We start from the raw sequence: 13,895 nt of genomic DNA, 5'->3' as shown, positions 1-13,895 counted from the left end.
CCGCGCCGGGTTACGGCACGATCACCGGCTGTGCGCCCGGCAGCGCGCGAAAGTGCGCGGGCAGGGCGCCGGCCGGGTCACCGTCGGCGGTCACGGGGGCGCCGGGCGCGGTCAGGGTGATCTCGGCCGCGCGATACTGGCTGATCGCCGGGTGATCGATGCGCTTGCCGGACGACAGGGCCGGCAGCATGCGCAGCATCTCCCGCCTGGACATCGCGCCCACCACCGTGAGATCCAGCAGGCCGTCGTCGACGACCGCGTCGGGGCAGATCATCATGCCACCGCCGTAGGTCCGGGTGTTGCCGACCGCCACCATGATCGCCTCGGTCTCGACGATCGTGGCGTCCGACAGCTCGATGCGATACGGAACCGCCAGCCCCCGGGCGAGTTCCGCCAGCGCCGCGACGGAATACCGCAGCGGGCCGCGGGGATAGCGCATCCGGTTGGCGCGCAACGTCACCCGGGCATCGAATCCGGTCCCCGCCACGGTCGCGAACCGCAAGGTGCCGTGTACCTCGCCGAGATCGATGTCGCGCACCGACCGGTTGCACACGATGTCGGCCGCCGCAATCGGATCGTGCTGCGGCACACCGAATTCACGCGCCAGATCGTTGCCCGTGCCGCCGGGCACCAGCCCGAGCGGCACCCCGGTCCCTGCCAGCGCCTGCAGCACCAGGCACACCAGACCGTCGCCCCCGGCGCAGACCACCGCATCGGGCCGCTGGTCTCCGGACAGCCGATCCCGCACCAGGCGAAGCGATTCCGCGGCCGTGGCGCCACTCACCTCGGTGACCTCCGCGCCACGCTGGCGCAGCCGGGCCGCGGCCTCGGCGGCCGCCGCCGATCCCCGTCCGTGACCGGACAGCGGATTCGTCACCAACAGCACCGACCCCGTCATGGAATCAGCTTTCCCGGGTTGAGGATTCCGGCCGGGTCGACGGCCTGCTTGACCGCGCGCAGCACCCGCACGCCCAGCTCGCCGATCTCGCCGGTCATCCACGGGCGGTGGTCCGCGCCGACGGCGTGGTGATGGGTGATGGTGCCCCCGGCCGCGGCGATGGCGTCGCCGACGGCGTGCTTGGCGGTGTGCCACTGGGCGATCGGATCGTCGAGCTGCTTGGCCACCACGGTGAAGTACAGCGAGGCGCCGGTCGGATAGGTGTGCGAGATGTGGCACATCACCAGCGGCGGAGTTCCCTGTCCGGCGAGGGAATCCGTCAGTGCCGCAGTGACTTTCGCCTTCAGCTCGGCCAGATTGGACCAGCTGGTCGCGGTTTCCAGCGTCTCGCAGAGGATTCCGACGTCCAGCAGCGCGTCGCGCAGATACGGCGCGGCGAAGCGGCCGTGTTCCCAGTCCCGAGCCGCCTGCTCCCCGAGCGCGGTGCCGCCCGCGGCGGTGAGCAGCGCGGCCGCCTCGGCGCCGCGGGCCTCGACGTGGGCCGCGGATCCCTCGATCGTCGTGATGGCCAGGCAGCCGGTCACCGGGTTGCCGCCGATGTCTCCGGCGCGGGCCAGATTCAGGCCGGTCTCGGCCTCGTCGGACAGCCGCAACACGGTCGGGGCGGCCCCGGCCTGCACCACGGATCGCAGGGCCGCGGCGCCGGCGCCGAAATCGGGAAACGACCAGGCCTGATAGCCCACGGTCGCCGGAACCGGATGCACCCGCAGTGTGACCGCGGTGATCACGCCCAGCGTGCCCTCGGACCCCGAGAACAGCTCGCGCAGATCGGGTCCCGCGGCCGAGGCGGGGGCACGACCGAGGTCCAGGGTGCCGCCGGGGGTGGCCACGCGCAGGCGCTGAATCATGTCGTCGAAGCGGCCGAATCCCGCCGAGGCCTGGCCGGACGACCGGGTGGCAGCGAATCCGCCGATACTGGCGAATTCGAAGCTCTGCGGGAAGTGCCCCAGCGAAAGACCGTGCGCGGCAAGCAGTTTCTCCGCCTGCGGCCCGGTCAGCCCGGCGCCGAGGGTGGCGGTGCCACTGACCGGATCCAGGTCGGTGAGGCTGTCCAGACGCCGAAGATCCAGGGTGACAACGGCATCGAATGCGCCGCGAGCCGGATCCACGCCGCCGACCACGCTGGTGCCGCCGCCGAAGGGCACCACGGCGATGCGCTGCTCCGTGCAGTACTCCAGGACGGCGAGTACCTGGTCGTGATCGGCAGGGAACAGCACCGCGTCGGGCGCGTCCTGCGGCCCGTCGAGACGACGGCGCAACAGATCGGGGGTGCTCTTACCACCGGCGTGCAGGAGCCGGGCACGGTGGTCGGTGCGGACCTGGTCCGGGCCGACCACCGTGGACAACCCAGCGAGATGCGCCTGCGACAACGCCGAGGTGCGTAGTGGCACGCTGCCCTCATCGCGACGCGTCACCGACTCGCCGGACACTCCGAAAACCTGCGCCAGCAACGTCCGGATCTTCTCCGGCAGCGGCGCATGCTCCGACGGAATGCCCCAGGCGTCCCACACCATACTCGGCCGCGACGACGACTCGCCCGGCATTTCGAAGGATGACGCGTCTTGTCGGTTTTCGGTCATGCGTTACAGTTTGACATATAGTGTCAAGTAGTAAACGACTCATACGCGCGGTTCGCAGTGGTCCGCGCCCGACCCGGCGGTGATCGATGTCCGTGCCATCCAGCTCCGAGGACGCTGCAGCGGCGCCCGACGGCGCCAGCTCCATCGACCGAGCCATCCTGGACGCCGCCCGCGCCTGCGTCGAGGAGTTCGGGGTGCGCCGGACCACGCTGACCGAGGTGGCGCGCCGCGCCGGTGTCAGCCGCCCGACGGTGTATCGCCGTTGGCCCGACACCGGGTCGCTGGTGGCCGAGCTATTGGTTCAGGAGCTGCACGGCATCATCGGGCGGACCGTGCCCGGCGCCGGGCGCGCGCGGGACCGCCTCGTCGGGGGCGTGGTCGCGGGCGCGGCTACCGTGCGCGCGAATCCGCTGTTCGCCAAGATCTTCCGCACCGACACCGACCTGATGCTGACCTATGTGTTCGGCCGCCTCGGCCGCAATCAGCGGGCTCTCATCCAGCTGTTCGCCGGCCTGATCGGCGAGGGCCAGCAGGACGGTTCCATCCGCGCCGGCGCCCCGGACGAGCTGGCCACCATGCTGCTGCTGATCGCCCAGTCCACCGTGCAGTCCGCCGCCATGGTCGGCGATCTGCTGCCCGAGCACCGGCTGGACGCGGAGCTGACCCGTGCGATCGAGGGCTACCTGCGCCCCGGTGACCCGACCCCGGAATGCGAGAAACAGTGACCGCCCGATACCCGATGGGAATGGTGAAATGAACGGATCCGCACAGGCTTTCGGAGATTCGGCGCTGAATGCGGCGCGGCGCGAGCGGGAGCTGCGCGCGCTCGGCGACGGCGGCGTCGTCGACGTGCTGGTGATCGGCGGCGGAGTGACCGGGACCGGGGTGGCGCTGGACGCGGCCGCGCGGGGACTGCGAACGGTCCTGGTGGAGAAGCACGATCTGGCCTTCGGCACCAGCCGGTGGAGTTCGAAGCTGGTGCACGGCGGGCTGCGCTATCTGGCCAGCGGCGGAGTGGGGATCGCGCACGAGAGCGCCGTCGAACGGCACGTGCTGCTCACCACCACCGCACCGCATCTGACCCGGCCCATCCCGCAGCTGGTGCCCCTGCTGCCGGAAGTCGGTGCGGCACAGCGAATGCTGATCCGCACCGGATTCGTGGCCGGAGATGTGCTGCGGCGCACCGCCGGAACCCCCGCCGCGGTGTTGCCGCGGTCGCGGCGCGCGGCGGCCGCCGAGGCGCTGCGAATGGCTCCCACCGTGCGCCGTGAGGGCCTGGGCGGCGCCCTGCTGGCCTGGGACGGTCAGCTGGTCGACGATGCGCGGCTGGTGGTGGCGATCGCCCGCACCGCCGCCGCGCACGGCGCCGCGATCCTCACTCGTGTCGAGGCCGAGCGGGTGAGCGGCGACGAGGCGGTGCTGCGCGATACCTTGTCCGGCGAAACCCTCACCGTGCGAGCACGTTCGGTCGTCAACGCCACGGGCGTGTGGGCCGACCGGCTCGATCCGAGTATCGAGCTGCGGCCCAGCCGGGGCACCCATCTGGTCTTCGACGCCGCCGCGTTCGGGGGGCTCGGCGCGTCGCTGACGGTCCCGATTCCGGGCAGCACCAGCCGGTTCGTCTTCGCCTTCCCCGCCGCGCACGACCGGGTGTACCTGGGCCTGACCGACGAGGACGCCCCCGGTCCGGTGCCGGATCGGCCCGAGCCCACCGACACCGAGATCGACTTCCTGCTCGACACCGTCAACACGGTGCTGCGGGAGCCGTTGCACCGCAGCGATATTCGTGGCAGCTTCGCGGGCCTGCGCCCACTGCTGCGCACCGGCGGGGACAGCACCGCCGATATCTCCCGCGAGCACGCGGTGCTGCACTCCCCCGGCGGCCCGATCACGATCGTCGGGGGCAAGCTGACCACCTACCGGAAGATGGCCCAGGACGCCGTCGATGCGGCCGTCGCCCATGCCGGGCTGGCCGCGGGGCCGTGCCGGACGCGCCGAATCCCGTTGACCGGCGCGGTGACCGGCGCCGCCCGCGACCGCCTCGACGCCCCGACGCGGCTGATCGAGCGTTACGGCAGCGAGGCGCCCGCGATCGCCGAACTCGCACACCGGGATCCCGCCCTGGCCGAGGCCGTCGCCCCCGGAATAGATGTGCTACGAGCGGAATTCGCCCATGCCATCACCCACGAGGGTGCATTGAACGCGGATGATCTGCTGGACCGGCGCACCCGGATCGGCCTGGTGGCCACCGACCGCGCCGCCGCCCTGTCCGCCGCGGAGGCCGCCTTCGGCTGAAATACCGTGCCGTCCGGGCGCGTATCCGGCCGCCCGGCGGGACTGCCGCCCCGCTCGGCGCCAAGTGGGCTGCGGCGCGCAAACATACCGCATATCCTTACTTCGTAGGAAGGTCGATGTACCGCCGAGGAGTTCCGGCAAACGGCCGCACGCGATATCGTCCGGGTCGTGCCCGATCGGTCGAGCCCGCTGTGAGCCGGCCGGAAGCCGCGATGTGAAGGAGGCGGAGTGGCCGACACCCGGCAGACGCCGACCGATACCCGGAGGGCCGAGATGTTCGTTGCCCCGGAACATGATCCGCGCACCCACCTGCACACGACCGGGGACGAGCGCGCCGTGCTGACCGAGATCCTGGCAGGTCAGCGCGCTACCCTGGAACTCAAGTGCGCCGGACTGGGTACGGAACTGGCTCGGCGCGCGGTCGCGCCCTCGACGCTGTCGTTGCTGGGACTGGTGCGGCACCTGGCCGATGTCGAGCGCCGCTGGTTCCGCCGGGTCCTGGCGAGCGAACCGGCCCCGCCGCTGTTCACCTCAGAGGAACGCCCGGACGACGATTTCGACGGGGCGAGCACCGATTCGGGCTCGATCACCGCGGCCTGGGGTGCCTGGCGCGCCGAGGTCGCCTTCGCCGAACGCTTCACCGTCGCGGCGCCGGATCTGGGTATCACCGGCGACGACAAGTGGCTCGGGGAGGTCTCGCTGCGCTGGGTGCTGGCCCATATGATCGCCGAATACGCCCGGCACAACGGCCATGCGGATCTGCTGCGCGAACGGATCGACGGCGCGGTGGGCCTCTGACAATCGGGACGGCCCGGCGCTGCGAGGAACACCCGGCCGTCCCGAGGTACCCGGCGCTCAGATGGTGTTGCCGCCCAGGCTGAACCGCACGCCGCCGGGGTCGACGACGGAGGTGATGCGGCCGTAGGGGGTGTTCTCGGGCTCGCGTTCCACCGAACCACCGAGGGACACCAGGGTTTTCACCGCGGCATCGACATCCTCGACGCCGAAGTAGGGACGCCATCCGCCGGGCGCGCCCGCGGGCAGGAAGGCCGTGGAGTCCATCACGCCACCCAGCATCGGGGACGTGGAGTGGATTGTGGTGTAACGGAATTCCGGGGCGTCGGACACGGTGAACGGGTCCTGCCAGCCGAAGACCTCGCGGTAGAACCGCAGCGCGTCGGCGTAGGCGGGGGTGTGCAATTCGAACCAGGACGGGTTGCCGGCGTGCTCGCTCCACTTGCCGTCGGAGACGGTGCCCATCGCGCCGAATCCGGTGTGGACGCCCGGCTGCCACGCCCCCACCCCGGCACCGCTGGGGTCGCCGAGGATCGCCATGCTGCCCATCTCGCCGACCCGCATCGCGGGCACCACGACGCGGCCGCCCTGCTCGGCGGCCTTGGCCGCGGTCGCCTCCGCGTCGGCGGTGTGCAGATAGATCGTCCATTGATCCGGACCGCCGGAGGTGCCGTCGTTGTGCATGCCGCCCGCCACGGCATTGCCGTCGTTGCGGAAGGTGATGTAGCCCCCGTATTCGGGGCCGCCGCGCTCGGCGGTCCAGCCGAGCAGCTCACCGTAGAAGGCGATCGAGCGGTCCGGATCGGAGGTGAAGAGCTCGACCCAGCAGGGATCTCCGGGCTTGAAGGCGTAGGTCATGATGGCTCCTGTCGGTGGCTGTGGAGACTGACAACCCTTCGGACGACGCCGCGCCGCGAAATTCATCGCCGCGCGCCACACTTTCGCAGGTTCACTCGAGGCGGAATCCTGCCCCTTGACCTGAAGTTGCCTTCAGGTTTCACGATGGGTGCATGTCCGATACGAAAACCGCCCTCATCACCGGCGCGTCCGCCGGGCTCGGACGCGCGACGGCACTGGCATTGGCCGCGCGCGGCTGGGATCTGATCATCACAGCCCGCGGCCTCGAGCCCCTGGCCCGGGTGCGGGAGACGACCGGCGCGATGGCCCTGGCCGGCGATGTCGCCGATCCGGCGCACCGCGCGCAGCTCGCCTCCGCGCTCGCCGAGCTGGACCGGCTGGATCTGGTGATCAACAACGCCAGCGCCCTGGGCCCGAGTCCGATGCCGCGCCTGGCCGACTATCCGCTCGGGGAGTTCACCGCGGTGCTGGCCACCAATATCGTTGCCCCCCTGGCTATTCTGCAGATCACGGCACTGAAACTGCGGGCCGGCAACGGCATCGCGGTCGACATCAGCTCGGACGCCGCAATCGCCCCCTACGAGGGGTGGGGCGGTTACGGTGCGTCCAAGGCCGCGCTGGACCAGCTGACCGCGATCTTCGCCGCCGAGAATCCGGAGTTGAGCGTCTACAGCTTCGATCCGGGCGATATGCGTACCGCGATGCACCAGGCAGCATTTCCGGGCGAGGACATCTCCGACCGCCCGGAGCCCGAGACGGTCGTGCCCGCGCTGCTGCATCTCATCGATAACCGCCCGGCCAGCGGGCGATACATCGCCTCGGAGCTCACCGTCTCGCACTGACGACTCAGGAACGCCGCCCGGCGGGGAACCCGGGCGAGAAGGAAGGTACGCGCAATGACCGCCGTCCTGCACGATTTCACGCTGTCCGCCGACCGGGCCGCCACCGCCCCGCCCGAGGCCCGCGGCCTCGCGCGTGATGCTGTCCGAATGCTGGTGTCGGACAACGGAATCCTCACCCATGCCCGATTCCGTGAACTTCCGCGTTTCCTACGACCGGGAGATCTCGTCGTGGTGAACAATTCCGCGACCCTGTCCGCGGCGGTCGAGGCCCGGTACGGCGGCGAGGCAGCCGTGCTGCACTTCGCCACCTGGCTCGACGACGGCGGCTGGGTCGCGGAACTGCGCTCCCCCGAGGGCGTCCCCTTCACCGCCGTCGCACCGGAATCCGGTGCACGCGTGGAGCTTCCGGGAGCCACCGCGACGCTGCGCGCACCCTGGCTGCCGCCCGCGGCCCGGCTGTGGGTCGCCGACATCGATACCGATGTCCCCGCCCTGTTGGCCCGGCACGGCCGCCCGATCACCTATTCCTATGTGACACAGCACTGGTCGCCCGACTACTACCGCACCGTATTCGGGCGCGAGCCCGGTAGCGCCGAAATGCCCAGCGCCGGACGCCCGTTCACCGAGACGCTGGTGACCGAGCTGGTGGCCGCGGGCATCACCGTAGCCCCGATCACGCTCCACACGGGCCTTTCCTCCCCGGAAAAGGGCGAGCCACCGAGCCCGGAACGCTATGCGGTACCGGCGATCACGGCCCGGCTGGTCAACGCGGCCCACGCCACCGGCGGCCGGGTCGTCGCCGTCGGCACCACGGTCACCCGCGCCCTGGAGTCGGCCACCGACCGGTCCGGACGGGTCCACCCCGCCGCCGGCTGGACGAACCTGACGCTGGGCCCCGATCGCCCGGCCCGCGCGGTGGACGGCCTTATCACGGGCTGGCACGAACCCGGCGCCTCCCATCTGCGCCTGCTCGAGGCGGTCGCCGGCGCCGAGCGCGTCGGCCAGGCCTATCGCACGGCCCTGGATACCGGCTACCTGTGGCACGAATTCGGCGACACGGCACTGCTTTTCGCCCAACCGGCTCCGACGGCCGACCGGTAGCTCGGGGGCCGAATCTCCCGCGCGCGCACCCTATTCCGCCGCCTCCAGTTTCGGCACCAGCCGCTCCAGCATGCCCTCGAGCTGCAACTCCTCGTCGGGGGTGAGCTCGGCCAGCGCCTTGTAGGCCCGCACCTGGGAGGCCCGGATCTGGCCGGCCAGTTCGGTGCCCTCATGGGTCGAGGCCAGGTATTTCACCCGACGGTCGGCCGGATTGACCGTGCGCCGGACCAGCCCACGCGTCTCCATCCGGTCCGCGACGCCGGTCAGATTCGACGGATCGCACGCCAGGCGCCAGGCGAGCTCACGCATCGGCAGTTCCTCGGGCGGCTCGTTGAGCGCCAGCAGCAGCTTGGCTTGAGTCCAGGTCAGGTTGTGCTCCTGGGCCGCATCCAGGAAGTCCTGCAGGTAGGCCGACACGAATCGCCCGATCAGCAATGCGAGCGGACTCGGTGTTGTGGCCTCACTCATAGTCGCGATCGTACCGGTTCGATTGACAACGGTTATCTTTGAAGCCTTAAATGCTTGAGGTCTTCAAATATATCTGTCATCAAATTTCTGGAGGTGTGGCATGGCCCGGAGAGGGGCGCTGCTGACCGGCGTGCTGGCGTTCGCCGCGATGATCGTGACCGTGATGCAGACCCAGGCGGTGCCGATCCTGGGACTGATCGCGACGAAACTGCACGTATCCACCACATCGGTGAGCTGGGTGACCACCGCGACGCTGCTGTCCGCGGCCGTGTTCACCCCGCTGCTGGGACGCATCGGCGACCTCTATGGCAAGAAGCCCACCCTGCTGGGTGTGCTCGCGGTCGCGGTGGCCGGCTCGACCGTCTCCGCGATGGCGGACTCGCTGGGCGTGCTGCTGGCCGGACGGGCCCTGCAGGGCGTGGCGACCGCGATCTTCCCGCTGGCGCTGTCGGTGCTGCGCGAGGAGATCCCCGCCGAACGGCTGCACGGCGCGATGGCGATCGTCAGCGGCACCCTCGCCTTCGGCGGCGGTATCGGCCTGGTGGCCACCGGCCTGCTGACCCAGGGCAGCAACCCCGGCTACCACGTGGTGTTCTGGTTCACCGCGGGGCTGGCGGTGCTGGCACTGGCGCTGGCCGCGGTGGCTGTCCCGAACACGGGTAAGCGGCATCCCGGCAGCGTGGATCTGCCCGGTGCGCTCACCCTGGGCGGGTTCCTGGTGCTGTTGCTGCTGCCGATCTCCCAGGGTCACACCTGGGGCTGGACCTCGGCCGCGACGCTGGGCTGCTTCGCCGGGGCGATCGTGCTGGCGGTGCTGTGGGTACTGGTCGAACGCCGGGCGTCCGCGCCCCTGGTCGACCTGACGATGTTCGCCCACCGGCCGGTGCTGTTCACGAACCTGTCCGGGGTGTTCATCGGATTCGCGATGTTCCTGCTGTTCATGGGGGTGTCGTATCTGGCCCAGATGCCCGCCCGCCTCGCCGGGTACGGCTTCACGGCCTCGATCCTGCGGGCCTCGGTCGAATATCTGCTGCCCACCACCCTCGCGTCGATGGCCGCGGCCCCGATCGGCGGCCTGCTGGTGGGCATGATCGGCGGGCGCTGGGTGCTGGCGCTGTCCGGCATCGTCGGCACGGCGGGATTCGCCTGGATGGCCCTGGCACACGATGCCACCGCGGCGGTGATCGCGGCCAGCGTCGTCATCGGCGTCGCCATCAGCTTCGCCTACGCGGCCATGCCCGCCCTGATCGCGGCCAATGTGCCGCATCACCAGAGCGGCGTCGCCAACGGCATCAACTCCATCTCCCGCACCGTGGGCAGCGCGCTGGGCAGCGCCATCATCACCACCCTGCTCACCGCCAAACTCCTTCCGCACCTGCCGCTTCCGCAGGAGAGCCAGTTCACGGTGGCGTTCTGGGTCGGAGCGGGAGCCTGTGCCGCGACGATTCTCGCGGCCCTGGTCGGTCTGCGACCGGAAACCCGCACCCACGCACCCGAAACGGCCGCGGCGGAACTGGTCACCACCGCTTCCTGAATCGGCCCGAGCCCAGCCCGGCATCCCGTAGTGGTTCCCCAACCCCGCCGCAGGATGGTCCCCGATTCGTTCACCGCCCGGTCGGCGAGCGGATCGGGGTCTCGAGTCCGGTTGATAGCATGCCGGACCGTGAACCTGACGCTCAGCCGGCCACCGGCCGAAGAACGGCCGTTGACCACTCCCGCCCAGCTAGGTAGGGGTGTGCGGCTGTGGCGCATCATCGCCATCGTGGCGGGGATCGCCGGGGCCCTGCTGGCCGTGGCGGTGCCCCTGCTGCCGGTCCATCAGCAGCAGTCGTCGCTGAGCTGGCCGCAGGCGGGCCGGGCGGCAAACGTCACCGCGCCCCTGGTGTCCTACTCGCCGACCAGCGTGCACGCCGAGATCCCGTGCTCCGCCGCGGCAGCGCTGGGCCCCCGCGGCGGCACCCTGCTCGACACCGTCCCGCAGGCGTCCGGATCGGCCTATCACTACGGCCTGAACGTCCTGGTGACGCCCGCTGTCGAGGGCGGCACGCCTGCGGGTCCCGCGTCGTCGCACCCGCCGCAGCCGGGCGACACCCGCCTGCAGGTGGTGCTGCGCGACCAGACGATGATCGACACCCCGATCTCCGCGCTGCCGCACGGCTGCGTGATCACGATCACCTCCGACAGCTCGAACACCACGGTCACCGCGGGCGGCGACCCCGTCGTGCTGGCGGGCGACCACCGACCGCAACTGGTCGGCCTGTTCACCGATCTGACCGGCGCGGCCCCGGCGGGAATGCACGCCGACGTGGTGATCGATTCGCGATTCACCACGTCCCCGACCGCGCTGAAACTGATCGCGATCATCGGCGCGCTGCTCGCGACGGCCGTGGCCCTGTACGCCCTGCACCGCCTGGACGGCGCCGACGGTCGCGGCAACCGGCGCGTGCTGCCGCGCCGCTGGTGGCGGCCGCGACTGGTGGACGGCGTGATCGTCGGCACGCTCATCGTCTGGTACTTCATCGGCGCGGGCACCTCCGACGACGGCTACATCTTCGGCATGGCCCGCACCGCCGGGCACGCCCGCTATCTGGCGAACTACTTCGCCTACTTCGGGGTGCCGGAGACCCCCATCGGCATCCCCTACGACAACCTGTTCGAACTGCTTTCGCGTCTGTCCACCGCGAGCATCGTGGTGCGGCTGCCGGAACTGCTCCTGGGCATCGCGTGCTGGTTCCTGATCAGCCGTGAGGTGGTGCCGCGCCTGGGCATCGCCGCCCGCCGCGAGCGGGCGGCGATCTGGGCGGGCGGGCTGATGCTGCTGGCGTTCTGGCTGCCCTACAACAACGGCCTGCGACCCGAGCCCGCCATCGCCCTGGGTGTCCTGCTGACCTGGGTCTCGATGGAGCGCGCGCTGGCCACCCGGCGGCTGACCCCGGCCGCACTCGCCCTGATTCCCGCCGCGCTGGCCGTGGTGACCAACCCGTCCGGGCTCATCTGCTTCGCCGCGCTGCTGGCCGGGGCGCGCCCGCTGGTGCAGATCATCGTCGAGCGCGCCCGCACCGCGGGCTGGACCGCGCTGATCGCGCCCGCGCTGGCCTCGGGACTGGTGGTACTCACCATCGTGTTCGCGGGCCAGCCGATCTCCGAGGTCCGCACGATGCAGGCCGCGCACAAGGCGGTGGGCCCCGATATGCCGTGGTACACCGACTATCTCGTCTATCAGGACCTGTTCCAGCCGACCCCGGACGGGTCGCTGGCGCGCCGGTTCGCGATAGTGATGATGTTCCTGACGCTGGCGCTCGCGGTGGTCGCACTGCTGCGCAAGAACGGCCGGATTCCGGGACTGGCGGCGGGCCCGACCCGGCGGATCGTGGGCACCACGATCGCCGCGGTGCCGCTGATGGCGTTCTCCCCCACCAAGTTCAGCCACCACCTGGGTGTGTTCGCCGGACTCGGCGGCGCGGTCGCGGTCGTCGCCGCGGTCGCCGTCGCCCCGCACGCGATGCGCTCGGCCCGCAACCGCACCCTGGCCGCGGCCGGGGTGGTCGGGATCCTGGCGATCTCTTTCACCAGCTCGAACGGCTGGTGGTACGTGGCCAGCTACCGGATCTCCTGGTGGGACAAGCCGATTTCGGTGCACCACATCGGGGCGGGCACGGTGCTGCTGGCCCTGGCACTGCTGCTGGTCGTGCTGGCGGGCTGGTTCCATATCCGGGAACCGTTCCGGACACAGCAGGCCGCGCCGCGCCGGACGGTCCCGATGATCACGGTCGCCGCGGCACTGGTCGTGCTGTTCGAGGTGGCATCGTTCGTCAAGGGCGCCGTCGCGCAGTACCCCGCCTTCTCGCTGGCCTCCTCGAATCTCGCGGCCCTGGGCGGCAATGCCTGCGGCATGGCCAACGACGTGCTGGTCGAGCCGGACGCGAACACCGGTGTGCTGCACCCGTTGTCGGGCAGCCCGGCGACCGCGCTGGGCGGCGGCACGAACAGCGGCTTCACCCCCGACGGGCTCAACCTCAACGACCTGCTGCCCGACTCCTCGGCCGCCGCGGCGGCCTCGGTCGGCCAGTCGCTGGGCAGCGTGGGCACCACCACCAAGACCGGTAAGGACAGCACCGGCGGCCCGAACGGGACGGCGCAGACCGGCATCAACGGCAGCAGCATTCCGCTGCCGTACGGCCTGAATCCCGCGGCGACGCCGATGCTCGGCAGCTACGGCAGCCCGGGCGCGCAGAAGTCGCTCACGTCGGGCTGGTACCGGCTGCCCGACCCGGATGCGAGCGGCAGCCGCGGGGACATCGTCTCCATCGCCGCCGCCGGGCGCATCGCCTCCACCGATATCGACAACCTGCCGGTCGCCGGTCAGAGCGTGCAGCTGGAATACGGCGTCGCCGGGACGGGCGACGATGTGCAGGCCCTGGGCAAGGTGACCCCGGACGATGTCAGCGTGCTGCAGCCGTCCTGGCGCAATCTGCGAGTTCCGCTGCGGCAGTTGCCCGCCCAGGCGAACGTGGTGCGGATCGTGGCGTCGGTGGACAGCTCGGATCCGCTGCAGTGGGTCGCGGTGACACCACCGCGCGTGCCCAAGCTGCAGACCGTCGACCAGCTGGTCGGGCACTCCGATCCGGTGCTGCTGGATTGGCTTGTGGGCCTGGAGTTCCCGTGCCAGCGTCCGTTCGACCACTTCGCCGGCGTCGCCGAGATCCCCAAGTACCGCATCACACCCGACCTCGCGGCCGCGATCATGACCACCAACTGGGAGAGCCACACCTCCGGCGGCCCGCTGGGCTACATCCAGCTGCTCACCAGCACCCAGGTCATGCCCTCCTACCTGAAGGACGACTGGAAGCGCAACTGGGGCGAGATCGAGCGGCTGGTGCCGCTGGATCCGAATGCGGTTCCGGCACAAGTGGATACGGTGACCGAGAAGCGTTCGGCGCGGTGGACGCCGGGCCCGATGAACCTCGACATCCGCTAGGAGCGGACCGTGGATGTACC

Annotated in this window: 11 protein-coding genes; 7 read left to right on the top strand and 4 right to left on the bottom strand. The window is 70.7% G+C overall.

Annotated elements, in window-relative coordinates; all coding sequences use genetic code 11:
• Positions 1–10 precede the first annotated feature (10 nt).
• Positions 11–898, bottom strand: a complete 888-nt coding sequence (locus KO481_RS14855; protein WP_215917682.1) for a diacylglycerol kinase — start codon at positions 896–898, stop codon at positions 11–13.
• Positions 895–2,538 carry an FAD-binding oxidoreductase gene (locus tag KO481_RS14850; protein ID WP_372452031.1) on the bottom strand — a complete coding sequence of 548 codons (1,644 nt, stop codon included), beginning with the start codon at positions 2,536–2,538 and terminating at the stop codon, positions 895–897. The genes KO481_RS14855 and KO481_RS14850 overlap by 4 nt, the downstream gene beginning before the upstream one ends.
• Before the next feature lie 86 nt (positions 2,539–2,624).
• On the opposite strand from KO481_RS14850, the gene KO481_RS14845 reads away from it, so the two are divergent.
• From KO481_RS14845 to KO481_RS14835, 3 genes are all read left to right on the top strand, one after another.
• Positions 2,625–3,263, top strand: coding sequence for a TetR/AcrR family transcriptional regulator (locus KO481_RS14845; protein WP_215917681.1), 639 nt, complete (start codon positions 2,625–2,627; stop codon positions 3,261–3,263).
• Between the two features lie 28 nt (positions 3,264–3,291).
• Complete coding sequence (locus tag KO481_RS14840; protein ID WP_215917680.1) at positions 3,292–4,833, top strand: glycerol-3-phosphate dehydrogenase/oxidase; 1,542 nt, start codon at positions 3,292–3,294, stop codon at positions 4,831–4,833.
• 228 nt (positions 4,834–5,061) lie between these two features.
• Complete coding sequence (locus KO481_RS14835; RefSeq protein ID WP_308166612.1) at positions 5,062–5,631, top strand: DinB family protein; 570 nt, start codon at positions 5,062–5,064, stop codon at positions 5,629–5,631.
• A 57-nt stretch (positions 5,632–5,688) separates the two neighbouring features.
• Here KO481_RS14835 and KO481_RS14830 read toward each other — a convergent pair whose 3' ends face one another.
• Positions 5,689–6,486 (bottom strand): VOC family protein, encoded by a 798-nt coding sequence (locus KO481_RS14830; protein WP_215917679.1) that lies wholly within the window; start codon positions 6,484–6,486, stop codon positions 5,689–5,691.
• A 152-nt stretch (positions 6,487–6,638) separates the two neighbouring features.
• On the opposite strand from KO481_RS14830, the gene KO481_RS14825 reads away from it, so the two are divergent.
• Both KO481_RS14825 and KO481_RS14820 read left to right on the top strand, forming a co-directional pair.
• Positions 6,639–7,328 carry an SDR family NAD(P)-dependent oxidoreductase gene (locus tag KO481_RS14825; protein ID WP_215917678.1) on the top strand — a complete coding sequence of 230 codons (690 nt, stop codon included), beginning with the start codon at positions 6,639–6,641 and terminating at the stop codon, positions 7,326–7,328.
• A gap of 54 nt (positions 7,329–7,382) precedes the next feature.
• Positions 7,383–8,429, top strand: coding sequence for an S-adenosylmethionine:tRNA ribosyltransferase-isomerase (locus KO481_RS14820; RefSeq protein ID WP_215917677.1), 1,047 nt, complete (start codon positions 7,383–7,385; stop codon positions 8,427–8,429).
• A 30-nt stretch (positions 8,430–8,459) separates the two neighbouring features.
• Here the strand turns inward: KO481_RS14820 and KO481_RS14815 are convergent, their stop codons facing one another.
• The gene (locus KO481_RS14815; RefSeq protein WP_215917676.1) at positions 8,460–8,897 is read right to left on the bottom strand and encodes a MarR family winged helix-turn-helix transcriptional regulator; all 438 of its coding nucleotides are present in this window, start codon (positions 8,895–8,897) and stop codon (positions 8,460–8,462) included.
• A gap of 100 nt (positions 8,898–8,997) precedes the next feature.
• Between KO481_RS14815 and KO481_RS14810 the strand changes: the two genes are divergently transcribed.
• Together KO481_RS14810 and KO481_RS14805 are read left to right on the top strand one after the other, a co-directional pair.
• Complete coding sequence (locus tag KO481_RS14810) at positions 8,998–10,431, top strand: MFS transporter (RefSeq protein WP_215917675.1); 1,434 nt, start codon at positions 8,998–9,000, stop codon at positions 10,429–10,431.
• 135 nt (positions 10,432–10,566) lie between these two features.
• Positions 10,567–13,875 carry an arabinosyltransferase domain-containing protein gene (locus KO481_RS14805; RefSeq protein ID WP_245400982.1) on the top strand — a complete coding sequence of 1,103 codons (3,309 nt, stop codon included), beginning with the start codon at positions 10,567–10,569 and terminating at the stop codon, positions 13,873–13,875.
• The last annotated feature ends 20 nt before the right edge of the window (positions 13,876–13,895 follow it).

Origin of the sequence: Nocardia albiluteola (assembly GCF_018860155.1) — a bacterium.
In the GTDB taxonomy this organism is placed as follows: Bacteria; Actinomycetota; Actinomycetes; order Mycobacteriales; family Mycobacteriaceae; genus Nocardia; species Nocardia albiluteola.
The sequence above is the reverse complement of the archived record's forward strand: the minus strand, read 5'-3'. Positions and strand labels throughout refer to the sequence as shown.